The following is a 23,227-nucleotide window of genomic DNA, read 5'->3' on the forward strand; positions in this document are numbered from 1 at the left end:
ACCCTTCCCGTGTTGTGTCAGGGAAGGGTGCTTTTTATGATCATTTGCCTGTAAAAAAGATCGCAAGCGTGCTAGGTCCTGAATGGGACCCAACAGCGGCGCCGATGATCTGAATATCAATTTCCTTTGGATGAAATTCGGCTTCGATCAGCTGTTTCATGTCTTCCGCCAGTGCAGGATCATCACCATGACTAATACCAACGGTTTGGTTCGACCAATCCGTTCCGCGTTCTTTCATTAGTTCAATAATACGTTTCAGCAGCTTTTTACGTCCGCGGATTTTTTCAAGCGGGATGAGTTTTCCATCTTCGACATGTAAAATGGGCTTAATGCTTAACAAACCGCCAACAAATGCGGACGCTTTACTGATTCTTCCGCCTCTTGCTAAATACGATAAATCGTCTACAGTAAAAATATGTTGTAAAGATTCACAAAAATGCTTTACAGACGTTTCAATTTCTTGTATTGTATTTCCGTCAATGGCAAGTGATTGAGCGTGTTTGACAGCAAGCCCATAGCCGAGTGAAGCGCATTTAGAATCAATGATTCGTAAATCAAAATCAGGGTATTCTTCCTTCACTTCGTTTGCCATCATCACAGCTGTCTGGTATGTACCTGAAAGCTCTGATGAAAAAGCGACATAGATGGCAGATGTATGGGTTTGAGCGGCAGAAACAAAGGTTTCCTTGATCCGGTTTGGTGAAGCCTGTGACGTTTTTGGACTGGCTCCTTGTCTCATCGCATCAAATACTTGTTTTGGTTCAATGGTGATCAAATCCTCAAATTCCTGCTCGCCAAGTAATACGCGGAGCGGAATGAGCGTTATGTTATGTTCATCATAATAAGAAAGAGGCAGATCAGCAGCACTGTCTGCTATGATATGAACAGTCATATAAATCCCTTCTTTCTAAAAAATAAGCCATATTTTACATCTTTTTAGCCTAACTATATCATAGAAATCATCTTTTCGTGTTCAAATTCTAAATTTTAGGGAAAACCATAGAGAGAATGGTAAGTGGAGGAATGACAACATGTTCATTGGAGAAGCAAAAAAACTCATTGTCGTCGTTATTGGTGCATTACTCAATGCGATTGGACTGAATTTATTCTTAATCCCAGCTGACGTATATGCGAGCGGTTTTACAGGGGTAGCCCAGCTGTTATCCAGCTTAATCGATCAATATGCGCCATTTTATGTATCAACAGGGATTCTATTATTTATTTTAAACATTCCAGTCGGCATTTTAGGCTGGATGAAAGTTGGCCGTTCCTTTACTTTGTACAGCATCATCAGTGTTGCACTGACGACCATTTTCCTTGGCATTTTACCAGAAACGAGTGTTTCCCACGATATTTTATTAAATGCTGTGTTCGGCGGTGTCATATCCGCAGTAGGGATTGGAATCACGCTCAAATACGGGGCTTCGACAGGCGGACTTGACATTGTTGCTATGGTTTTAGCGAAGTGGAAGGATAAACCAGTTGGCACGTATTTCTTCATTTTAAATGGAATCATCATTTTTACAGCAGGATTATTACAAGGTTGGGAGAAAGCATTATATACCCTTGTCACATTATATGTGACCACAAGGGTCATTGATGCCATCCATACAAGACATGAGAAGCTGACCGCGATGATTGTCACGAAGAAAGCAGATGAAATCAAAGAAGCCATTTATGGAAAAATGGTCAGAGGCATTACGACTGTACCTGCAAAAGGCGCATTCACCAACGAGCAAAAGGAAATGATGGTGATCGTCATTACAAGGTATGAGCTATATGAACTTGAACAAATTATTAAAGAAGTCGATCCAAAAGCCTTTACAAATATTGTGCAGACAACCAATATTCTTGGATTTTTCAGACGAGATTAAAAGGTGGGTAGCAGATGAAAAAAGGGTTGGTGCTTCTTCTCATTCTATTGGTTTTAGCCGCTTGTGGACAACAAAAAAAGGATGAACCAGACAAGGAGGTATCCGGTCAAATGGGAGAAAAAACGGTTGAGCTCACAGTAGACCCCGTCCAGAAAGGTTCTTCAGTTCAATTTAACATGTCACTGAAAAATGAATCAGATCGAGATTTTGAATTTACCTTTAACACAAGCCAAAAATTCGAGCTTAGTGTGTATGACGAAAACGGGAATGAACAATACCGCTATTCGAAAGACCGTATGTTCACACAGGCCATCCAAACTTTTGTGCTGAAAAAAGGCGAGGCCTATGATTTTCAAGATACATGGTCAAACGGTGTAAAGCCCGGAACATACGAAGCAGTCGTAACGTTTAAAGGAAAAGCAGAAGGGCTGAAACAAATCACGGAGAAGAAAACATTCCAAGTCAAATAAGCAAGGGAATCAAAAAAGCTGTCCACCTAATGTGGCCAGCTTTTTTATGTTAGAGATCATCGAGCAAGTCTTGGAAGGTATGCAGCTGGTTTCTTTCTGCATCTGTCGAATTGGCAAATGCAGAGGATACGGCATTTTTCGCTCGCTTGACTGCCTGTTGACGCTCTAACCCAGATGAAAATGAAGAAGTAAGAGCTTCTTCAGTAAACGATTTGGCTTGATCAAAAAGTTCGTTTCTCACAATGAACCTCCAGAAGCATCAGTCTTCATATTCCCTCTGTCTGACGCTTCTTCAAGTGTCGAACGATAAGGAAAACGTGCGTCATGAAGACTGACTGAATCTTTACCTTGTTGTATAAAGCGTTTCGATTTGCTTCTTTTACCCATTCGGAATCCGCCCCTTTACACAAGCTGACAGGACAACCTGTCTAACGGTAGTATGCCCGCTTCCATCTGCTATGTATGAATGGAAAAATTAAAGCGAGAAGTAATTCGTTAGAAACTTTGCAATCCCGTCTTGTTCATTTGTATCAGTGACTTCATTTGAGACACGTTTCACGGCATCAATGCCGTTGCCCATTGCTACACCGCATCCAGCAAATTCAAGCATTTCTAAATCATTGTCTTCATCTCCGAATGCCACAATCCGCTCCTTAGGAACACCGTAATAATCACTGATCTTTTGCAGTCCAACGGCTTTGTTCATGCCTGTTTTAATGATTTCAATCACGTGCCACGGGGCAGCCCAGCGCCTGTGATCAATCACTTCTGCATGAACATCTGATAAATAGCTTCGAATGGCTCCGACGTCCTCTTCTTTTGCATGAATTAACACGCTCGTCACATTCTCTCCAAGGTTGTCCCTAAGGTCTCCAACAGTGACTTTGTTTGCATTCATATTAAAGATATCAATGAGTTTTTCATCATGATAATGGAAATACAAATCGTCTAACACTTCAGCTAACACATTGTGCACTTTATACTCTTCACTAATGTCTACAAGCTGTTTGACCACTTGAAGATCAAGTGACGTATGAAATCTGCCCCATTTTTCATCAAGAGGATGATGGACAAACGCTCCGTTAAAATTCACAATGGGTGAATCAAGCTGTAATTGCTGATAATAAGGAGAGCTGGATCGAAATGGCCGGCCTGTTGATATACAGACGTGATGACCGCTGTCTCTCACTTTTTGAATGACGTCAAGTGTGTGCGCAGAAATGGTTTTATCATCTTTTAATAATGTGCCATCCAGGTCAAGTGCGATTAGATAAGGTTTAGTCTCCATAAAATCTCCTTTGATCTGTAAGTGATAGGAGGCAATTTCATGTTAGCGCCTCTATCTATAGTGTATCTTTATCACATCTTTGTTGTCTACATGTTAAAATAAACAAAGACGGGAATGATAAAGGAGGATTCATAGGCTGTGATCACCATTGATGAGCAAATTACGCGCGATATTCCATTTTTACATATCGTAAAAGCTGAAAATAAAGACAAACCGCTGCCGCTTGTATTTTTTATTCATGGATTTACAAGTGCACGCGAGCATAATTTACACTTCGCCTTCCATTTGGCGGAAAAAGGCATGAGAGTCATTTTGCCTGACTGTGCTTATCATGGTGTAAGATCAGAAAACCTCAGCTTAGAGGAACTGGCATCAAAGTTCTGGGAAATTGTCCTGAACGAAATTCGTGAAATCGATATACTTAAAACATACTTTCAAGAAAAACAATTGATTGAAGCCGATCTGATAGGCGTTGCGGGTACATCCATGGGCGGCATCACCACCTTTGGTGCACTTGCCAAGCATGATTGGATCAAAGCCGCTGTCAGCTTGATGGGAAGTCCAAACTATACGACGTTTCTAAAAGCACAAATCATGGACATGCGTCACAAAGGGTTAATGAAAGACATTACAGACGAAGAGGTTCATCTGCAATTAGACGCCCTGCGCCCATATGATTTAACGCTGCAAACGGATCGATTAAACAAAAGACCGCTCTTATTCTGGCATGCTGAAAATGATCCTGTCGTCCCTTACCGGCATGCAAAATCCCTATATGATGAGTTAGCGGCCACACAATATAAGCAGGATCCGCATCTGATTCGCTTTATTACTGATGGACAAGCAGGCCATAAAGTCTCAAGACAAGCGATGTTTGAAACGATTGACTGGTTTGTGACACATCTGAAAAGCACAAACGTTTAGTCATAAGAAAAAGTACGTTATACTAATGGAAAAAGGAGTGGATATCATGGATGAAGCATTGAAAGAAAATATTTTAGGCGCCCTAGAACAGGTGATTGACCCTGAGCTGAATGTCGACATTGTCAACCTTGGACTTGTCTATGATGTCGATCTTGATGAGAATGGAAAAGCGGATATCACCATGACCTTAACATCAATGGGTTGTCCTCTTGCACCAATTATCGTGGATGAAGTCAAAAAAGCATTAAGTGATCTTCCAGAAGTAAAAGAAACAGAAGTTCACATCGTATGGAATCCGCCTTGGACACGAGACAAAATGTCAAGATACGCAAAAATTGCGCTCGGTATTCAATAAGCAAAAATGAAAAATGCCTGGTATGAGTTGAACTCATGCCAGGTTTTTTTATGAAAAATTAAGGTGGAGGAAGAGAGTAGCTTGATATAATGGATGTTTTTCGCCAGCAGTTTAATATTTCCTTTTACATTATTTTTATTAAAAATGTTGAATCAAGCTATTCACAGTTTGGTCTTGCCTAAGGTGTGTTTGGTTTAAGTGGTCCTCACAACAGAGAACAAACGAATGAAAGAAGTCGGTCACTATCATTTTTGGACAGCTCTATTTTCATCCATTGCCATTATGCTTGGCGGCCTGTTTGCTGATTTCTTTACCGTTTACTTCATTTTTTATGCAAGCTCCATATTATATTTATGCAGTGCACTCATGGTCCTCTATATCAAAAACGAAAGATAAATCCGCATGTCTCATGAAGATATGCGGATTTTTTGTTGAAAAAAAATGAAAACAAATATTAAATATACAATTGAATTAATTTTTATACATGTTATAATGTTAAATAATTTCACAAAGATCAAGAGGGTGTATTGACGTTGAAAATAGGTATTATAGGTGCTACAGGGTACGGTGGTGCGGAATTGGTTCGTATCTTCAAGCATCACCCGCATGTGGAGGAATGTATATTGTATTCATCAAGTGGTGATGGGCAATCATACAGTCAATCTTATCCGCATCTAACAACTATGACTGACCAAACATTAAAAGCTATTGACCCGGCTGCCATTGTGCAAGAGACAGATGCTGTGTTTTTAGCGACACCAGCAGGCGTATCAAGTGAACTGACGCCAAAGCTTATGAATCAAGGAGTGCCGATCATTGATTTATCAGGTGATTTGCGCATTCAAGATGGAGCAACCTATGAAGCTTGGTATAAACGAAGGGCAGCGAATGCAGCATCTGTTCAACAAGCGGTGTACGGTTTATCCGAACTGAATCGTGACAAAATTCAACAGGCTCAAGTGATTGCCAATCCGGGCTGCTTTCCTACCGCAGTTCTTCTCGGTTTAGCACCGCTCATCAAACAGAATGTCATCGATGAATCCATGATTATAATAGATGCAAAAACAGGGGTGTCCGGTGCCGGACGATCTGCCTCACTTGGCACGCATTTTTCAGAACTAAACGATAACTTTAAAATTTATAAGGTGAATGAGCATCAGCATACGCCGGAAATAGAGCAAATATTAAGAGAATGGAATCCGCAGACGGCGAACGTCACATTTTCTACGCATCTTGTCCCGATGACAAGAGGGATTATGGCGACGATGTATACACAATTAAAAACAGATGTCACAAAAGAAGAATTGATGAAGCGAATGAAAGACTTTTATGAAGATTCCTATTTTGTCAGAGTGAGAGATCACGGCGTTTATCCACAAACGAAAGAAGTATACGGCAGTAACTTCTGTGATATTGGCTTTCATTTAGATGAGCGAACAGGAAGACTGACAATCGTGTCGGTCATAGACAATCTCATGAAAGGTGCGGCCGGTCAAGCGGTTCAAAACTTCAACATCATCAAAGGCTTACATGAAGAGGCGGGCCTCACAATGACACCTCTTTATCCATAAGAGAACAGGGGAGACAACAAACATGATCGAATTGAATGAAAAAAGCATTGTCAAAATAGACGGTGACGTATCATCACCAAAAGGCTTTGAAGCAAAGGGTATTCACATTGGCTTGCGTTATTCAAAAAAAGACCTTGGCCTCATCGTCAGCGAAGTACCAGCAGCAAGTGCAGCGGTCTATACACAAAGTCACTTTCAAGCTGCGCCTCTCAAAGTCACACAACAAAGCTTAAAAAAGACAGGACAATTAAAAGGTGTCATTGTCAATAGTGCCATCGCCAATGCATGTACTGGTGAGCAGGGATTAAAAGACGCATACGACATGCAGGCAGCCTGTGCAGATATGTTAGGTGTAGCACCTGATTATATTGCTGTTTCTTCTACAGGTGTCATTGGGGAATGTCTGGAGATGGATAAAATCAAAAAGGGCATCGCCGAGTTAAAAGAAGCAAAAGCCGAAAAAGGCCATTTTGAAGAAGCGATCTTAACGACAGATACTGTCATTAAAAATACAGCATACACCCTTACGATAGACGGAAAAGAGATCATCATTTCAGGCGCAGCAAAAGGCTCTGGCATGATTCACCCGAACATGGCGACAATGCTTGGCTTTGTCACAACAGATGCAAATGTCGAACAGGAAGCCTTACAGCAAGCGCTTCGTGACATTACGGATGTGACTTTTAATCAAATTACCGTTGATGGAGAAACTTCGACAAACGATATGGTGCTCGTGATGGCAAATGGCATGGCAGAAAACAATGCACTCAATGAAGAGCATCCAGAATGGCCATTGTTTAAAGAAGGATTAAAACTAGCTTGTGAGGATTTAGCCAAAGAGATTGCGAGAGATGGAGAAGGCGCAACCAAATTAATTGAAGCGAAAGTCACTGGTGCTAAAAATAACTTGGAAGCCGGCATCATTGCGAAAAAAATCGTTGGTTCAAGTCTTGTTAAAACTGCTGTATATGGTACAGATGCCAACTGGGGCCGAATCGTTGGAGCCATTGGTCATAGCGCAGCTTCCGTTACACCGGAAGAGGTAGAAGTCTATTTAGGCGGACAATGTTTATTTAAACACAATGAACCGCAGCCATTCTCAGAAGAGGAAGCAAAAGCATATCTAGAGCAGGATGAGATTACGATTTTCATTCAAATGAGTGAGGGGAATGGTGAAGCAGCAGCATGGGGCTGTGATCTTACCTATGATTATGTGAAAATTAACGCGAGCTATCGCACATAAAGAAGGAGATAGACATGAATAAAACGATCGTGTTCAAGTGTGGAGGCAGTGTCATTCGAGAACTTTCAGATACCTTTTATGAAAATGTCCGCTCACTTCAAGCTGCTGGATTTAAGCTGGCTATCGTGCATGGCGGAGGACCTGAAATCACCGACATGCTGCAAAAATTAGAAGTGAAAACAGAATTTGTTGACGGTCAGCGTAAAACAACGAAGCCTGTGTTAGAGGTAGCCGAAATGGTTCTCTCAGGAACAGTCAATAAATACTTTGTGTCAGAGCTCGCAAAGCATGATATATCATCTGTCGGCGTATCCGGTAAAGATGGGCAGATGCTTGTCGCCGATTTCCTTGATCAAGACGTTTACGGGTACGTTGGCGAAATCAAAGAAGTTCATCCAGAAATGGCAGAAGCACTCATGGAGAAACAATTCATTCCTGTGATTGCGCCGCTGTCTATGACGGAAGAATGCCAAACCTTAAATGTGAATGCTGATTTAGCTGCATCAGCTGTCGCCGGAGCTATGAAAGCTGATAAGCTCATGTTTGTCACAGATGTTGAAGGCATTTTAAAAAATGGTGAACTATTAGATGTCGTCACAGAACAAGAAGCCCTTTCACTCATTGATGAAGGCATTATTTCCGGGGGAATGATTCCAAAAGTACAATCCGCTTTGAGTGCTTTATCAGGTGATGTAGATGAAGTGATGATCGTAAATGGCAAAGGCAGTATCTTTACAGGGGAAACCTTTAAAGGAACAAGAATCGTGAAACAAAAGGAGGCGGTCCTTTGAGTCATCTTTTTCAAAACTATGGACGGTGGAATGTTGAAATTAAAGAGGCAGCAGGTTCTTGGGCAATCGATACAAATGGAAAAAAATATTTAGACTTTATACAAGGCATTGCCGTTACAAATTTAGGCCACAATCACCCAAAGGTCAATCAAGCCATTAAGGAACAGCTTGACCACGTCTGGCATGTATCGAATCTATTTGAAAATGGACTGCAAGAAAAAGCAGCAGAAAAGCTGGCAGCAAACAGTTCAGGGGATCTCGTGTTTTTCTGCAATAGCGGGGCAGAGGCAAATGAAGGTGCCATTAAATTAGCACGTAAAGCGACAGGGAAAACAAATATCGTCACATTTTTGCACTCTTTCCATGGGCGCACGTATGCTGGTATGGCTGCCACAGGTCAAGATAAAATCAAAACTGGCTTTGGCCCTATGCTAGAAGGCTTTCACTACGTACCGTTTAATGATCCAGACGCTATGTCAGCCTGTGCAGTCGATGATGTGGCAGCGGTGATGCTGGAGGTTGTGCAAGGTGAAGGTGGAGTGAATCCAGCGACACCAGAGTTTCTTGAAGCCGTTCAAGCATTTTGCAAAAAGCATGAAGCACTGCTCATTGTAGATGAAATTCAAACGGGCATCGGTCGTACAGGAACAGCATTTGCGTACGAAGAGACGTGTCTTGACCCTGATATTATCTCAGCAGCCAAAGGGTTAGGGAACGGCTTTCCAGTTGGTGCAGTCATAGGGAAAAAAGCTCTAGGAGATGCATTCTCTCCAGGTTCACATGGTACAACATTTGGTGGGAATATGCTCGCCATGGCCGCTGTGAATGCGACACTCGATGTCATTTTCAAAGAAGAGTTTCTTTCAGAAGTGAAAGAAAAGGGTGATTACCTGTTAGAAAAGCTGCAAAATGTCAAACAGCTGAATATCGTAAAAGAAGTGCGGGGAAAAGGATTGATGGCAGGTATTGAATGTGATCAGCCAGTCGCCGGCTATATCACAGCTCTTAGAGAACAAGGGCTGCTGGTGCTTCCAGCTGGTCCGAATGTCATTCGTTTATTACCTCCGCTGAATGTGAAGAAAGCAGAGCTGGATCAAGCGATCGAAGCAATTGTTCAAGTATTAGCCAATAAAACAGTTTCGGTGTAAATTTTTTTACAAACGAACGTATAAAAATGCATTTATATCATTAATTATTCAATTTTTGGGGTGACATAAGCATGAAAGGTTATTTAAATTTAGAAGATGGAGCCTCTTTTGAAGGAGATCTGACAGGAGAAGCTGGCATCACAGGTGAAGTGGTCTTTTTTACAGGTATGACAGGTTATCAAGAGGTGCTCACAGATCCTTCCTATAAAGGTCAGATCATTGTTTTCACATATCCGCTGATCGGAAATTACGGCATTAACCATGAAGACTTTGAGAGCAAGAAGCCTCAAGTAAAAGCGGTAGTTGTGTACGAGGCAGCAGAACATTTTTCACATCATCTTGCAGCGGTCAGCTTAAAAGATTATTTACAAAAGTGGAATATCCCGCTTCTGACACATACAGATACGCGCGCAGTTGTGCAAAACATCCGGGCAAATGGAACGATGAACGCTGTGCTCAGTGTAGACGAAAACGAAACACCGCCTGCAATGAAACAAGACAATGTCGTCGCACAGGTGACAGATAGCGAGATCTACACACAAGGCAGCGGTGAGGAGCATGTGGCGCTCATTGATTTTGGATTTAAAAAATCAATTGCAGATTCGCTTGCAGCGCGCGGCTGTAAAGTAACCGTCATTCCATATAAACAAATGGAAAAGGTATTTGAGATCAATCCGGATGCGATCCTGCTGTCAAACGGACCTGGAGACCCGAAAACCATGACACCGTATTTAAAATCAATTCATGACATCATGATGTCATTTCCGACACTTGGGATCTGCCTAGGTCACCAATTAATCGCTCTTGCACTTGGCGGAGATACGTATAAGCTGCCATTTGGCCACAGGGGAGCGAATCATCCTGTCCAGGATACAGAATCCAAACGTGTCTTTATGACAAGTCAGAACCATAGCTATGTTGTGAATGAAAAAAGCATGAATGACAAAGAAGTGGATGTGAAATTCCTTCATGTCAATGATGGATCTGTAGAAGGATTCATTCATAAAGAAAAGCTGATTATGTCAGTTCAATTTCATCCAGAAGCACACCCAGGGCCTGCTGAAAGTGAATGGGTATTCGATGATTTTATTGAGAAAGTGAAACAAGCAAGGAGAGAAGTCGCACATGCCTAAAGATCAAAGCATACAAACCATTCTAGTCATCGGGTCTGGTCCAATCATCATTGGTCAGGCAGCAGAATTTGATTACTCAGGAACACAAGGATGTATGGCCTTAAAAGAAGAAGGCTACAAAGTCATCTTAGTGAATAATAACCCAGCAACCATTATGACAGACGAGTCATTTGCTGATGAAATCTATTTTGAACCGCTTTCAGTTGATTCAGTGACAAGAATCATTGAAAAGGAAAAACCAGATGGTCTTTTAGCCAACCTTGGCGGACAGACGGCTTTAAACCTTGCTGTCGAGCTGGAAAAAGCCGGTGTGCTGAAAAAGCATGGGGTGACTCTGCTCGGAACGTCAGTTGAAACCATTGAAAACGGTGAAGATCGAGAGAAATTCCGTGCTCTCATGAAGCATTTGAACGAACCTGTGCCAGATAGTGAAATTGTGGATAATGCGGAAGATGCTCTTCAATTTGCAAAAGAAGTCGGCTTCCCAGTCATCCTAAGACCAGCATACACACTTGGCGGTAAAGGCGGCGGAATCGCTCTAACAGAAGAGGCGTTTAAGCCGCTCATTGAAGGAGCTCTTTTAGCGAGTCCAATTCACCAGTGTTTAGTTGAAAAAAGCATAGCTGGCTTTAAAGAAGTCGAATATGAGGTCATGAGAGACCGTCAAAATACGTGTATCACGGTATGCAACATGGAAAATATCGATCCAGTTGGTGTGCATACAGGAGACTCGATTGTCGTTGCACCTTCCCAAACATTAACGGATCAGGATTACCAAATGCTCCGTTCTGCAAGCCTGAAAATCATTTCAGCGCTGGATGTAGTCGGCGGCTGCAACATCCAATTTGCCCTTGATCCACTCAGTAAAGAATACTTTGTCATTGAGGTGAATCCTCGGGTCAGCCGTTCTTCTGCTCTTGCATCAAAAGCAACAGGCTATCCGATTGCGAAAATGGCAGCTAAGCTTGCGGTGGGTTATACGCTAGACGAATTGAAAAACCCGCTTACAGGTACAACCTATGCTAGTTTTGAGCCGGCACTCGATTATGTTGTCGTGAAATTCCCGCGCTGGCCATTTGATAAATTTAAACAGGCAGACCGTCAATTAGGCACAAAAATGAAGGCCACTGGCGAAGTCATGGCGATTGATCGGAATTTAGAGTCAGCCATTCAAAAAGCAGTTGCATCACTTGAAATTAAAACGAAGGGCTTCCACCTGCCAGAACTGAAAGAGCAATCGACAGAACAATTATTTGAACTCATCAAAACACCAGACGATCGCCGGTTTTTCGCTGTTATGGAGCTTCTTTCAAGACAAGAAACGGTTGAAACGATTCATCAAACGACGAAAATTGATCGATTCTTCTTACATGTGTTTAAAAATATGATTACGCTCGAACAAGAATTGAAAGATCATAAGGGGACGCTATCAAAAGATACCTTGAAAAAGGTAAAGGAAAAGGGTTTCCTTGATGAAACGATTGCTCTTCTTACGGGTCACACGGAAGAGTCAATCAGGCAGCTTCGTCAAGAATACGGCATTGCTGCTTCATTTAAAATTGTTGACACATGTGCGGCGGAATTTGATGCAAAAACGAATTACTTCTATTCCACCTACTTCGGCAAAAGCGATGGTGAGCATCAAGAAAAAACAAAGCAGCGTGCACTCATCATTGGCTCTGGTCCGATTCGAATCGGGCAGGGGGTCGAGTTTGATTATAGCGCTGTTCATGGCGTTCTGACCTTGCAAAAGCTTGGATTTGAAACCATCATGATGAACAACAATCCAGAAACAGTCAGTACTGATTATGAGATTGCAGATCGTTTATATTTTGAGCCGATTACATTAGAGCACATCCTAAACGTTGTGGAAGCAGAACAGATTGATTTTGTCATTGTCCAATTTGGCGGACAGACTGCGATTAACGTCGCAGAAGGGTTGGAAAAAGCCGGTGTCACGTTGTTAGGTACGTCCTTTGATACGCTGGATGCACTTGAAGACCGTGATTTATTCTATCAGCTTCTTGATGAACTGAATCTTCCTCACGCAAAAGGAGATACGGCTCATTCAAAAGAAGAAGCACTCGTACATGCGAAAAGCATCGGTTACCCTGTATTAATTCGCCCATCGTATGTCATTGGCGGAATGGGAATGATCGTTGTTCAGTCAGAAGCACATTTAGCGTCACTGCTTGATCAGCCAGATCATTTGCCATACCCAATCTTAATTGATGAGTACGTCACTGGAAAAGAAATTGAAGTCGATCTTATTTCTGACGGAAAAAAGGCGTTCATTCCAACCATCGTAGAACATATTGAGAAAGCGGGCGTGCACTCAGGTGACAGCTTTGCCATTTTACCAAGTATCTCAATCAGTGAAGACATCAAACAGCAGGTGCATACCGCGTCTGAACAAATAGCGAAGAAATTAGCGTTCAAGGGCATTATGAATATCCAATTTGTCATCAAAGGTGATCAGGCGCTTGTATTAGAAGTGAATCCGCGGGCAAGCCGGACTGTACCAGTCGTCAGTAAGGTAATGGGCATTGATATGATCCCAATGGCCACTCAATTATTAGCTGGTGCATCGCTTGAAGAACTAAACCCTGCAACGAAAAACAAAGGGGGGACAGCGGTCAAATTCCCAGTGTTCTCATCACATGCCATTCAAGATATCGACCTCAAGCTGACACCTGAAATGAAAGCGACAGGAGAAGGAATGTGTGTAGGCAAGAACGCCGAAAGCGCCTTGAAAAAAGTGTTTGCGCCGATCTGGAAGCAAAAAGGAAGCCTTTTTATACAAGGCAGCGAGCAATTGATAGATGAAGCGAAGCATGCAGGCTTTGACGTCTGGACTGGCAGCTTTGAATCTTGGCTACAGAATGAAGATAAATCCCTTCATATTCATTTAGGAGAAGATGAAGAGGCAAAAGAGCAGCGTGTAAAAGCACTCACACACGGCGTTCAAGTCCTAACCGAATATGAAACAGTTCAAGCATTCCTGCAAGGGAAAAATGGAGATGTATCACCAGTATCACTCCATGAATTATATAAAAAGGAAGTGACGGCATGAGTCAAGTCGACGTGCAACCGGCATTATACGGAAAAGACTTTTTATCATTAAAAGATTTCTCAATCCATGAGATTGCTTATTTAATTGAAAAAGCGGAAGAAATGAAACAAAACCCATATCAAGATTTATTCAAAGGAAAAACGTTAGCGATGATCTTTGAAAAATCTTCAACTAGAACCCGTGTCTCGTTTGAAGCGGGGATGACGCAGCTAGGAGGACATGCGCTCTTTCTCAGCTCAAATGATTTGCAAATTGGCAGAGGAGAAACCATCAGTGATACAGCGCAGGTGCTGTCTGGTTATGTCGACGGTATTATGATTCGAACCTTCGAACATGAGAAGGTTGAAGAGCTTGCACAATACGCGTCTATTCCAGTCATTAATGGATTAACCGACTACTCACATCCATGTCAGGCGCTTGCTGATTTATTAACCATTAAAGAAACAAAAGGTACTTTAAAAGGAATCAAAGTGGCCTATATCGGTGACGGAAATAACGTGGCGCACTCCTTGATGGTCGGCTGTGCGCAGCTAGGCTGTGACATTGCGGTTGCATCACCAAAAGGCTATGAACCACTTCAAGAAGTAACAGACACTGCCCGTGAGTTTGCAAAACAATCAGGCGCAGAAGTGACCGTGACAACAGATCCTGTTGCAGCTGTAAAAGATGCAGATGTTATTTATTCAGATGTGTTTACAAGCATGGGGCAGGAAGCAGAAACAGAGAAACGTCTTGCTGAATTTAAAGAATATCAAGTCAATGACGAACTGATGAGTCATGCAGCAAAGGACTATATTTTCCTTCATTGTCTCCCGGCACATCGCGGGGAAGAAGTGACAGCAGATATTATTGACGGGCCGCAATCAAAAGTATTTCAACAGGCAGAAAACCGCCTGCATGTGCAAAAAGCGTTAATGAAAGAACTTATGTATCAACCATCCAAATAAATCCAAGTGTCCCTGACTCGTATGAGCAGGGACTTTTTGCATAAAGGATTGGAGAGGCAAGGGACGGGACATAATAACATCAATCGAGAAAGGAGGATGAAAATGGGTCAGCAGCATCAGTTTAAATCAGGGAATAAAGCACCGAATAATGGTGTGTATATCGAGATCGGCGAAACTGGAAGTATGGTGAAAGATCCTTTAAAGATTAAGCTTAAAGCAGGCGATGTCTTTCCTGATAACTCGAACCATAATCGTGTTTGGACCTACCAAAGAAAGCCGTAAGCAATTGACTAAGAGTCAGCAGGAATAAGACTTTAGAGGCATGTGTCATGCCTCTTTTTTCTTTATAATAAAAAACAATTAAGTTCAAATTTTCAAATAAATAGTATGAAAAAAAGAGAACTTAAGGTAAAATATGTAATATATTGTTGAAAGGATTTGTGTGATGGAAAAGATGAATCTCAGTGAAAGTGTTTGGAATAAACGCTTCACCTCATTATTCATATCAAGACTCATTAAAAACACAGGGGAAAGTTTTGCTTTTACATCCGTCCTTTGGCTATTGATTTTAAGAGGGGATGGAGCGCTCGGTACAGGACTTCTTCTAGCAGTAACTGTTCTCCCTTCATCATTGTTAGCCCCAATATTAGGACCTCTTATGAAAAAGCACCATTTGTCTAAATGGATGTTCGCTTCAGATGTTGTTCGAGCAACAATTGTACTCATTATTCCACTTCTGCACTTTTCGCATCTATTGCCTCTATGGTTATTGATTTCATTAATGGTTATTCAATCGGCAACAGGTGCAGCTTATAATCCAGCTTCGGTGGCGATCTTACCGCAGATTGTTCCAAAGCATCTCATTCAAAAAGCAAATGCAATCCTGCAATCTTCTTTTGAGATTGTTGCACTTGCAGCAGTGATGGTGGCAGGTCTTTTGGTTAAATTAATTGGGCCTGCAGATACTCTGCTGATCACCACTGCTTTATTTGTGATTTCTGGTCTGTTTATTATCGGGGTCAAACTAAAGAAAACCGATGAAGAAAAAGCAGCGGGCATTAAACAAGCGAAGAATACATATTTGTATAACTTAAAAAGAGGTTTTCTCGTTGTCAAAAACCATCACATTTTATTTGCGCTCACGCTGTATTGTATCTTAATGAATGTCGCAGCAGCTCCGTGGCAGGCACTGTCAGCGGTATACGTAGCAGAAGCGCTGCAAAGCGACTCCATGGTGTATTCTATTTTAAGAGGCGTTGCCGCAGTTGGCGCGTTTATGATGGGCTTTGCTCTGGCAAAGGTGAAAATTAAGAGATTTGGTTTGTTCTTTATTGTCGCTGGCATGATTGAAGGAGCTGCATTCTTTATTACAGGGATGAGTACATGGCTGCCGGTTGTTCTGCTTGCTTCCTTTATTTTCGGAGCTGCTGTCAGTGCGATCAATGTGCCGGAAATGGTCATTATTCAAACATCTGTTGACCAAGAGGATCAGCCGCAAGTATATGCTGTGATCAATGCCTCATCAAATGTCTTCCTCCCGCTTGCAGCTGTCGTATCAGGCGTCCTGGCAGAAAGATTTGGAGCGGGACCTGTCATTGCTGGCGGAGGAATCCTTGAAATTTTATCAGGTATCGCGATCTTCCTGTTTACAGGGCTTGCGAAAAGCCATTTGACTCAAGACAAACAGAAGTCCGAAACCGTCGAGGTATAAACAATAAAAACCCCCTGTATGTTTGGGCAGGGGGTTTTAGCATGCCGCTTTTCAATCACGCAGAAAAAAAGAAAAAAGAGCTAAACATCAATTTAGCTCTTTTTCACAAGTCATATTAAGAATGTTTTGTTGAACTTTCCGTTTCTTTCATTGGACTTACTTCAGCAAAGATGAATAAAATAACCGTAAACACAACTGCAAGAATGGAAGTGAGCGTAAAATCATAAGCAGCTCCATTCATAGAGGCAACGATGTAACCAGCCATATGTGTCAGCAGAAAAGTCCAAATGAGGGTGATAATATAATGCATAATCCCACCGTCCTTTATGTAACAATCTATTGATTATCATACCATAGATGCAAGTGAAGGGAAAAGACTGTTTTCCGCCTTTATGTGACCATTTTGAGACCTTCTGCTATAAAAATAAAAAGAATTCTTCTGTCTTTAGGGGATTTCCTTATTCCTACAAGAGTTGTTGTTCATATCATAGAAAGCAGAATCACTGAAAGGAGGCTGGCCATATGGGTGTAAGCGAACGTTTTTTCCAGCTTGGTTCCCAGTGGAACATCATTCACCTTCCTCAAAAACCAAATGGCTTTGGCATTCTAATCCTCGGTGACCGAAATCACTTTGTGCAGGAAAATACATCATTCTGGCTTCAGCATTATGGAAGAAACCAGCTTTTAACTGCCTTAAAGGATGAAGGATATACATTGTTTAATAGTCATCTTCATGGGAATCACTGGGGATGCGAAGATGCTGTTTTTAGTGCCAAGCAGCTCGTGCATCACACACTAAAACAAGAAATATTAAACCGGGAAATTCATGTGCTCGCAGAGGGAATGGGTGCACTTGTTGCCATGAGCCTTGCTGAGGAGATGCCTGAAGTACTAAGGTCCATTGCGATGGTAAATCCATGTCTGAATCTGGATGCCCAACGAGAAAGAGAAAAGGAACACAAATTCTTTTATAAGCAGCTGCTCAAAGAGTTAGCAGAGAGCTATGGCTGTTCTGAAAAAGAAGCTGAAACGTATCCACTGCCTTCTTGTCCTGTTCATTCTGCTCATGTGCCGATTCATATATGGCAAAGGCTAAACGGCGCACCTTATGCATATGAACTTCACGCAAAGCCTTTTATTGATCAGCATATGAAAAATCCAGAACATTGTCAGGTCGATCTCACGCTGCATATGTTTGATCATCCGAGAAGAATCTTTCAATCCATTCACAAGTTTTATAAATCGCATGAAAGAGAATTGTGATGAATAGGATGATAACAGCCCTTCATAGAAAGGGCTCTTCTTTTTATTCGATATTAAAAAAGGGGACATGAACATGGAAACAGGACTGATCATAGGGGCAGATGAGTTTTTTGGCCTGACACTTTGTGAATATATGATGAAAGAGGGCATTCAAGTGGATATCACGCGTCCTCATGATCTTAAAGAAGAACAAAAGGGACTGTTAGAAGAGCGGATGATGTGGCTGGGCAGAAATGATCTCGTTCGTGTCATTGACCTTCAGGATAGCAAAGACACGTATGACCTCATTTTTATTCAATCAGAGGAACCGCATAACAGGCAGAAAGACATCAAAGCAGAGCATGGCATGTACCAGATTCTTTATGAAAAACCTGAAAATGAATCAGCGAAACAGAATGTGCCGGCAGTTATTCTTCCTCGCATGTTCGGACCATGGTCACTCAATGAAGATCGAACAAAGCGTGCAAATTCACTTTTTGTAGAAGATGTGGCAAAGGAATTGTTACAATGGGCATCGGACACAGGTCAAAGACAGGACATGACGTATGAATTGAAGGTAGAAAGGCAAACAGATGACAAACAAGCAGAAGACATGATTGCAGAATGGAAAAGACAAAACTCAACATTTTTCGACAAAAAGCAAGAATGATCTTCCATCTTATCTTTTTTCAGTATAAAATAAACCTATATTTAACATACAGGTTCATCACTGCATGTTGCAAAAGGGAGTTGAACATGGCATGAAGTACCAGCGGCTTGTCATGATCTTTTCGTTCCTTCTTCTATTATCTGCCTGCTCGCAGGCGCCTTTAAAAGGAAAAATTGAGAAGGTGGGTTTACTCGTCCCCGATACGATCAATGATCAAGTTTGGGGAACGAAAGGTTATAAAGGCTTATTAAATATCCAATCAACATTTGGTGTAGATGTTTATTATAAGGAAGGAATGGTTGACAAGGAGAAAATCGTTGATGCCATTGAAGAATTCCATAAAAAAGGAGTCAATTTGATTATTGGCCATGGCAATGAATACAGTGAAATTTTTAACTTGATCAGTGAAGATTATCCAAACATACAATTTATTACGGTCAATGGAAACAAGCCTCAGGCGGGCAATGTCACAAACGTGACGTTTAAAGGTGAAGCGATGGGCTTTTTCGGAGGCATGACAGCTGCACATATGTCAAAAACAAAAAAGATTGGGATTCTTGCTACATATGATTGGCAAAGTGAAGTAGACGGCTTTATCAAAGGAGCAAAATATCAAGATGAACATGTACAAGTATTAGCAGAGTTTGTCGAAAACTGGGATGATGCTGACAAAGCGGTGGAGCTCTATCAAAAATTAAAAAAGCAGGGCGTTGATGTTGTGTATCCAGCAGGCGATGGTTATAATATCCCTGTCATTGAACAAATCAAAGCCGATAATTTATCAGCGATCGGATACGTCACCGATCAATCCAACCTCGGCAGCCATACAGTTTTAACGAGCACTGTACAGCATGTTGATAAAGCGTACAGTATCATTGCAAAGAAGTTTAATGAAGGCAAGCTAAATGAACAAGATGAGTACTCCTTTGATTTTAAAGAAGGAGTGGTCGAGATGGGGAAATTTAGTTCCACCATTGACGACGCTTTTGTGAAAGACATTGAAAGTGATATTGCGTCATACAAAAAAACAGGTAAACTGCCAAATGAAAAGTGAGGAGACGACGACATGCAGCACGAAAAATCGATGGAATTTTTACAAATTGCCATGAAGTATTTTCCGCAGGCGAAGGAAGAGTTAGATAAAGCAGGGATTCAGCTTGAACCTGAAGCACTTCAGCCGCTTCTAACATTATTTACATCTGTCATGCAAGAAGCATACGAGCTTGGAAAAGCAGATGCAGAATCAGAAAAAGCCACAGAATAGTGGCTTTTTTTTATGATAATTTTTTTTTGAAGGCACTAATCATAGGACCAACATCTTTAAACACAGGCTTCAGCTCATCAATGGAGTTCATAATGTTCCCAATTTGATTCATGACATGCATGTAGTCAATTGAGTCCTCACTTGAAGATGTCTCCGCACGTTCCTCCTTTGCCTCTGTCTTGCTTTTCTCCTTTTCAAGCGGCTGTCCAAACATCATTGCTGAGAAAATATCTTTTTGCGCCATATCACATGTTCCTTTCTACTATTGGTATATATCATTAATCTATGAAAAAAGTGAGAGGAAAGGTTAGACGTTTGTATTGCCAAGAAGAAAAAAATAAGGTAAAATTAGTACCAGATACTAATATAAGATCACAATATCACATGCTCGTATGAGTAAAAGGAGTCTTATTCAATGAATGCTGGAATTATTGGCCTTGGCCGCTATATACCTGAAAAAGTATTAACAAATCATGATTTAGAAAAAATGGTTGAAACTTCTGACGAGTGGATTCGTACTAGAACAGGTATAGAAGAAAGAAGAATTGCATCTGATGATGTCAATACATCTCATATGGCGCTTGCTGCTGCAAAAAAAGCATTAGCTGACGCAGATGTGGCTGCAGAAGATATCGATATGATTCTTGTGGCGACAGTCACGCCAGATCAAGCATTTCCGACAGTTGCTTGTATGATTCAAGAGCAGCTCGGTGCACATAAAGCATGTGCAATGGATATTAGCGCTGCGTGTGCTGGCTTTATGTATGGGCTTGTTACTGGAAAACAATTTATCGAATCAGGAACTTACAAACACGTGCTTGTCGTCGGTGTTGAAAAGCTTTCTCGCATTACCGACTGGGATGACCGCAATACAGCTGTTTTGTTTGGAGATGGAGCTGGAGCTGCTGTGCTGGGAGAAGTCAGCGAAGGTAAAGGAATTCTATCATTTGAACTTGGAGCAGATGGAAGCGGCGGGAAGCACTTGTACTTAGATGAAAAAGATCATACAATCATGAATGGACGAGAAGTATTTAAATTTGCTGTAAGACAAATGGGCGAGTCAAGTGTAAATGTCATTGAAAAAGCTGGACTATCAAAAGAAGACGTTGATTTCTTGATCCCGCATCAAGCAAATATTCGCATTATGGAAGCAGCACGCGAACGCTTAGAGCTTCCAGTTGAAAAAATGTCGAAGACTGTCCATAAATATGGAAACACATCAGCAGCATCCATTCCAATTTCACTATGTGAAGAAATCGAAGCCGGAAAAATTCATGACGGCGATGTGATTGTAATGGTTGGTTTTGGTGGCGGATTAACTTGGGGCGCAATCGCTATGCGATGGGGCCGATAAAAGAGTGGGGTGCACAAATTAATGGATAAGAAACGAGTAGTTGTTACAGGATTAGGTGCTTTGACACCACTTGGCAACGATGTAGAGTCAACATGGAAAAATGCTTTAGCGGGTGTATCAGGGGTTGGACCGATTACACGTGTCGATTCAAGTGAATATACCGCAAAAGTAGCGGCAGAACTAAAAGATTTTAACATTGAAGATTACATGGAGAAAAAAGAAGCGCGAAAAATGGCACGCTTCACGCAATATGCAGTCGTTGCTGCTCAAAAAGCGCTGGAAGATTCACGTCTTGAAATCACAGATGAAATCGCACCGCGTGTTGGTGTATGGGTTGGGTCTGGTATTGGCGGACTTGAAACATTTGAAGAGCAGTTCGAAGTGTATTCAAATAAAGGGGCAAGACGCGTCAGTCCATTCTTCGTCCCAATGATGATTCCTGATATGGCGACAGGCCAAATTTCTATTGCACTTGGCGCAAAAGGGGTTAACTCTTGTACAGTGACAGCATGTGCAACAGGAACAAACTCAATTGGTGATGCATTTAAAGTTATTCAGCGCGGCGATGCAGATGCGATGATCACAGGCGGAACAGAAGCGCCATTAACAAAAATGTCGTTTGCAGGTTTCTGTGCGAACAAAGCCCTTTCGACAAATCCTGATCCAAAGACAGCAAGCCGTCCATTCGACAAAAACCGTGACGGATTTGTCATGGGTGAGGGTGCAGGGATTATTGTTCTTGAAGAACTTGAGCATGCCTTAAAACGTGGTGCGACCATTTATGCAGAAATCGTTGGTTATGGTTCAACTGGAGATGCCTACCATATTACAGCACCAGCTCCAAATGGAGAAGGCGGCGTCCGTGCAATGAAAGAAGCGATTCGAGATGCAGGGTTGTCTGTGGAAGATATTGATTATATCAATGCCCACGGTACAAGCACACCTTACAATGATAAATTTGAAACAATGGCGATTAAAGAAGTGTTCGGAGAGCATGCGAACCAGCTTGCGATCAGTTCGACAAAATCAATGACAGGTCACTTACTTGGTGCAGCAGGCGGAGTAGAAGCCATTTTCTCTGTTCTTGCGATTAAAGACAGCGTCCTTCCTCCAACCATTAATCTTGAAACACCGGATGAAGAATGTGATCTTGATTATGTAGCAAATGAAGCACGTTCAAAAGAAGTACAAGTGGCTTTAAGTAACTCCCTTGGTTTTGGCGGGCATAATGCGACAATTATTTTCAAAAAATACGAAGCGTAATACTTTCTGAGAAAGCGGCGGTCGATAAACAGATCGCCGCTTTTTTGCATATGATGAAAATGGAGGTGTTCAGCGGTATGGGTCTGATCAATACACAATATCTCATTCATCAATCATCATCATTTCAGGAGCTTGCAGCGCGCTTTGTTCCTTATTTTAAAGGGGCCGAGGAAAAAGAATGGTCGTCTATCCTCGCTCACCTGCAGCATCACGGGATGGTTCGGTCTTGGAGCTCGTGCAAAAACATGATCGACAGGCTCAAGGAAAAAGGGTACTTCAAGCTTGTCATGAAAGAATACCAAACGCTTCAAAAGCAGTGGAAAGGTCCTGACATTCCAGTGTTTATTTTACCTGTCAACGAGAGTAGCAGAGAAATCAGAGAGCAATTTTATTATCAATCCGGCATGGCATTTGATGACAAGGTCTTTCTTTTTTTGTCTCCAAATACCCCGAAGGAGCGAATCGGTACATTGCTGACTCATGAATATCACCATGTATGCAGGCTGCATTTTCTCTCAAAAGAAGAAAAAGACTTTACATTCCTCGATACAATCATGATGGAGGGGCTCGCTGAATATGCTGTGTATCATAGATATGGAGAAAACTATACAGCGAAATGGACCACCTTCTATAGCGAAGATCAGCTGCAGCGTATGTACAAGAAATGGGTATCCAGTCATCTTGATCAAAGAGTCCAGGACGACGAAAGGCTGATACAGAATCTTCTTTATGGAAAAGGGAACTACCCTAAAATGCTTGGTTACGCTACCGGGTTTTATATTGTGAAAAAATATTTCAATGAGCACCGAATCAGCGAGGAGTCTATGATTGCAGAGCCAGCAGAAACCTTTTTAAAGGCGATAGAATCACAAAGTGAATAATTCACATAAAAAGAGACATATTACA

General features: G+C 41.7%; 26 protein-coding genes and 1 pseudogene. 21 read left to right on the top strand and 6 right to left on the bottom strand.

Annotated elements, in window-relative coordinates; translation table 11 throughout:
* Nucleotides 1-40 precede the first annotated feature (40 nt).
* Nucleotides 41-892 (bottom strand): DegV family protein, encoded by an 852-nt coding sequence (locus AWT60_RS12615; protein WP_024425073.1) that lies wholly within the window; start codon nucleotides 890-892, stop codon nucleotides 41-43.
* A 139-nt stretch (nucleotides 893-1,031) separates the two neighbouring features.
* Here AWT60_RS12615 and AWT60_RS12620 point away from each other — a divergent pair, with 139 nt between their 5' ends.
* Both AWT60_RS12620 and AWT60_RS12625 read left to right on the top strand, forming a co-directional pair.
* Nucleotides 1,032-1,874, top strand: a complete 843-nt coding sequence (locus tag AWT60_RS12620; RefSeq protein WP_024425072.1) for a YitT family protein — start codon at nucleotides 1,032-1,034, stop codon at nucleotides 1,872-1,874.
* Between the two features lie 14 nt (nucleotides 1,875-1,888).
* On the top strand, nucleotides 1,889-2,344 hold the full coding sequence (locus AWT60_RS12625; protein ID WP_034621785.1) for a BsuPI-related putative proteinase inhibitor: 456 nt from the start codon (nucleotides 1,889-1,891) through the stop codon (nucleotides 2,342-2,344).
* A gap of 49 nt (nucleotides 2,345-2,393) precedes the next feature.
* Here the strand turns inward: AWT60_RS12625 and AWT60_RS12630 are convergent, their stop codons facing one another.
* The 3 genes from AWT60_RS12630 to AWT60_RS12640 form a co-directional block, all read right to left on the bottom strand.
* The gene (locus tag AWT60_RS12630; protein ID WP_024425070.1) at nucleotides 2,394-2,585 is read right to left on the bottom strand and encodes a DUF3813 domain-containing protein; all 192 of its coding nucleotides are present in this window, start codon (nucleotides 2,583-2,585) and stop codon (nucleotides 2,394-2,396) included.
* Nucleotides 2,582-2,731 carry a hypothetical protein gene (locus AWT60_RS12635; protein WP_024425069.1) on the bottom strand — a complete coding sequence of 50 codons (150 nt, stop codon included), beginning with the start codon at nucleotides 2,729-2,731 and terminating at the stop codon, nucleotides 2,582-2,584. The genes AWT60_RS12630 and AWT60_RS12635 overlap by 4 nt, the downstream gene beginning before the upstream one ends.
* An 88-nt stretch (nucleotides 2,732-2,819) precedes the next feature.
* Entirely contained in the window at nucleotides 2,820-3,632 is an 813-nt protein-coding gene (locus AWT60_RS12640; protein WP_024425068.1) for a Cof-type HAD-IIB family hydrolase, read from the bottom strand.
* A 138-nt stretch (nucleotides 3,633-3,770) separates the two neighbouring features.
* Here AWT60_RS12640 and AWT60_RS12645 point away from each other — a divergent pair, with 138 nt between their 5' ends.
* The 12 genes and pseudogenes from AWT60_RS12645 to AWT60_RS12700 all read left to right on the top strand — a co-directional run bounded on the left by AWT60_RS12645 (nucleotide 3,771) and on the right by AWT60_RS12700 (nucleotide 16,528).
* A complete protein-coding gene (locus AWT60_RS12645) occupies nucleotides 3,771-4,556 on the top strand; it encodes an alpha/beta fold hydrolase (RefSeq protein ID WP_024425067.1) in 786 nt (261 codons plus the stop codon).
* Between the two features lie 46 nt (nucleotides 4,557-4,602).
* Nucleotides 4,603-4,911, top strand: a complete 309-nt coding sequence (locus AWT60_RS12650) for a metal-sulfur cluster assembly factor (protein ID WP_024425066.1) — start codon at nucleotides 4,603-4,605, stop codon at nucleotides 4,909-4,911.
* Between the two features lie 93 nt (nucleotides 4,912-5,004).
* Nucleotides 5,005-5,307 (top strand): annotated as a pseudogene (locus AWT60_RS12655) (hypothetical protein).
* 137 nt (nucleotides 5,308-5,444) lie between these two features.
* Nucleotides 5,445-6,482, top strand: coding sequence for an N-acetyl-gamma-glutamyl-phosphate reductase (argC, locus tag AWT60_RS12660; protein WP_256928487.1), 1,038 nt, complete (start codon nucleotides 5,445-5,447; stop codon nucleotides 6,480-6,482).
* A 22-nt stretch (nucleotides 6,483-6,504) separates the two neighbouring features.
* Complete coding sequence (gene argJ / locus AWT60_RS12665) at nucleotides 6,505-7,725, top strand: bifunctional ornithine acetyltransferase/N-acetylglutamate synthase (protein ID WP_076840848.1); 1,221 nt, start codon at nucleotides 6,505-6,507, stop codon at nucleotides 7,723-7,725.
* Between the two features lie 14 nt (nucleotides 7,726-7,739).
* Entirely contained in the window at nucleotides 7,740-8,516 is a 777-nt protein-coding gene (argB, locus tag AWT60_RS12670; protein ID WP_025093396.1) for an acetylglutamate kinase, read from the top strand.
* Complete coding sequence (locus AWT60_RS12675; RefSeq protein WP_041110104.1) at nucleotides 8,513-9,664, top strand: acetylornithine transaminase; 1,152 nt, start codon at nucleotides 8,513-8,515, stop codon at nucleotides 9,662-9,664. The genes argB and AWT60_RS12675 overlap by 4 nt, the downstream gene beginning before the upstream one ends.
* 71 nt (nucleotides 9,665-9,735) lie before the next feature.
* Complete coding sequence (locus tag AWT60_RS12680; RefSeq protein WP_041110106.1) at nucleotides 9,736-10,797, top strand: carbamoyl phosphate synthase small subunit; 1,062 nt, start codon at nucleotides 9,736-9,738, stop codon at nucleotides 10,795-10,797.
* The gene (locus AWT60_RS12685; protein WP_218677326.1) at nucleotides 10,790-13,870 is read left to right on the top strand and encodes a carbamoyl-phosphate synthase (glutamine-hydrolyzing) large subunit; all 3,081 of its coding nucleotides are present in this window, start codon (nucleotides 10,790-10,792) and stop codon (nucleotides 13,868-13,870) included. The genes AWT60_RS12680 and AWT60_RS12685 overlap by 8 nt, the downstream gene beginning before the upstream one ends.
* A complete protein-coding gene (argF, locus tag AWT60_RS12690) occupies nucleotides 13,867-14,817 on the top strand; it encodes an ornithine carbamoyltransferase (RefSeq protein WP_041110110.1) in 951 nt (316 codons plus the stop codon). The genes AWT60_RS12685 and argF overlap by 4 nt, the downstream gene beginning before the upstream one ends.
* A 102-nt stretch (nucleotides 14,818-14,919) precedes the next feature.
* The gene (locus AWT60_RS12695) at nucleotides 14,920-15,099 is read left to right on the top strand and encodes a YjzC family protein (RefSeq protein WP_008348517.1); all 180 of its coding nucleotides are present in this window, start codon (nucleotides 14,920-14,922) and stop codon (nucleotides 15,097-15,099) included.
* Between the two features lie 163 nt (nucleotides 15,100-15,262).
* Nucleotides 15,263-16,528 carry an MFS transporter gene (locus AWT60_RS12700; protein WP_034621775.1) on the top strand — a complete coding sequence of 422 codons (1,266 nt, stop codon included), beginning with the start codon at nucleotides 15,263-15,265 and terminating at the stop codon, nucleotides 16,526-16,528.
* A 115-nt stretch (nucleotides 16,529-16,643) separates the two neighbouring features.
* Here AWT60_RS12700 and AWT60_RS12705 read toward each other — a convergent pair whose 3' ends face one another.
* Nucleotides 16,644-16,838 (bottom strand): YjzD family protein, encoded by a 195-nt coding sequence (locus AWT60_RS12705; protein ID WP_003211779.1) that lies wholly within the window; start codon nucleotides 16,836-16,838, stop codon nucleotides 16,644-16,646.
* A 212-nt stretch (nucleotides 16,839-17,050) separates the two neighbouring features.
* Here AWT60_RS12705 and AWT60_RS12710 point away from each other — a divergent pair, with 212 nt between their 5' ends.
* The 4 genes from AWT60_RS12710 (at nucleotide 17,051) to AWT60_RS12725 (ending at nucleotide 19,704) form a co-directional block, all read left to right on the top strand.
* Nucleotides 17,051-17,791: a hypothetical protein gene (locus tag AWT60_RS12710; RefSeq protein ID WP_024425057.1), complete on the top strand. Its 741-nt coding sequence runs from the start codon at nucleotides 17,051-17,053 to the stop codon at nucleotides 17,789-17,791.
* Between the two features lie 73 nt (nucleotides 17,792-17,864).
* Nucleotides 17,865-18,440: a nad binding enzyme gene (locus AWT60_RS12715; RefSeq protein WP_218677327.1), complete on the top strand. Its 576-nt coding sequence runs from the start codon at nucleotides 17,865-17,867 to the stop codon at nucleotides 18,438-18,440.
* Nucleotides 18,441-18,531: 91 nt separating this feature from the next.
* Nucleotides 18,532-19,494: a BMP family ABC transporter substrate-binding protein gene (locus AWT60_RS12720; RefSeq protein WP_041110116.1), complete on the top strand. Its 963-nt coding sequence runs from the start codon at nucleotides 18,532-18,534 to the stop codon at nucleotides 19,492-19,494.
* A 12-nt stretch (nucleotides 19,495-19,506) separates the two neighbouring features.
* Nucleotides 19,507-19,704 (top strand): ComZ family protein, encoded by a 198-nt coding sequence (locus AWT60_RS12725; RefSeq protein ID WP_024425054.1) that lies wholly within the window; start codon nucleotides 19,507-19,509, stop codon nucleotides 19,702-19,704.
* Between the two features lie 10 nt (nucleotides 19,705-19,714).
* On the opposite strand, the gene AWT60_RS12730 is transcribed toward AWT60_RS12725, so the two are convergent.
* A complete protein-coding gene (locus AWT60_RS12730; RefSeq protein WP_024426489.1) occupies nucleotides 19,715-19,948 on the bottom strand; it encodes a hypothetical protein in 234 nt (77 codons plus the stop codon).
* 171 nt (nucleotides 19,949-20,119) lie between these two features.
* Between AWT60_RS12730 and AWT60_RS12735 the strand changes: the two genes are divergently transcribed.
* The 3 genes from AWT60_RS12735 to AWT60_RS12745 all read left to right on the top strand — a co-directional run bounded on the left by AWT60_RS12735 (nucleotide 20,120) and on the right by AWT60_RS12745 (nucleotide 23,202).
* Nucleotides 20,120-21,058 carry a beta-ketoacyl-ACP synthase III gene (locus AWT60_RS12735; protein WP_024425052.1) on the top strand — a complete coding sequence of 313 codons (939 nt, stop codon included), beginning with the start codon at nucleotides 20,120-20,122 and terminating at the stop codon, nucleotides 21,056-21,058.
* A 21-nt stretch (nucleotides 21,059-21,079) separates the two neighbouring features.
* On the top strand, nucleotides 21,080-22,321 hold the full coding sequence (gene fabF, locus AWT60_RS12740; RefSeq protein ID WP_034282078.1) for a beta-ketoacyl-ACP synthase II: 1,242 nt from the start codon (nucleotides 21,080-21,082) through the stop codon (nucleotides 22,319-22,321).
* Nucleotides 22,322-22,398: 77 nt separating this feature from the next.
* Complete coding sequence (locus AWT60_RS12745) at nucleotides 22,399-23,202, top strand: DUF2268 domain-containing putative Zn-dependent protease (protein WP_218677328.1); 804 nt, start codon at nucleotides 22,399-22,401, stop codon at nucleotides 23,200-23,202.
* Nucleotides 23,203-23,227 lie beyond the last annotated feature (25 nt).

It is taken from the genome of Bacillus sp. F2HM, from assembly GCF_019266135.1.
Taxonomy (GTDB): Bacteria; Bacillota; Bacilli; order Bacillales; family Bacillaceae; genus Bacillus; species Bacillus safensis.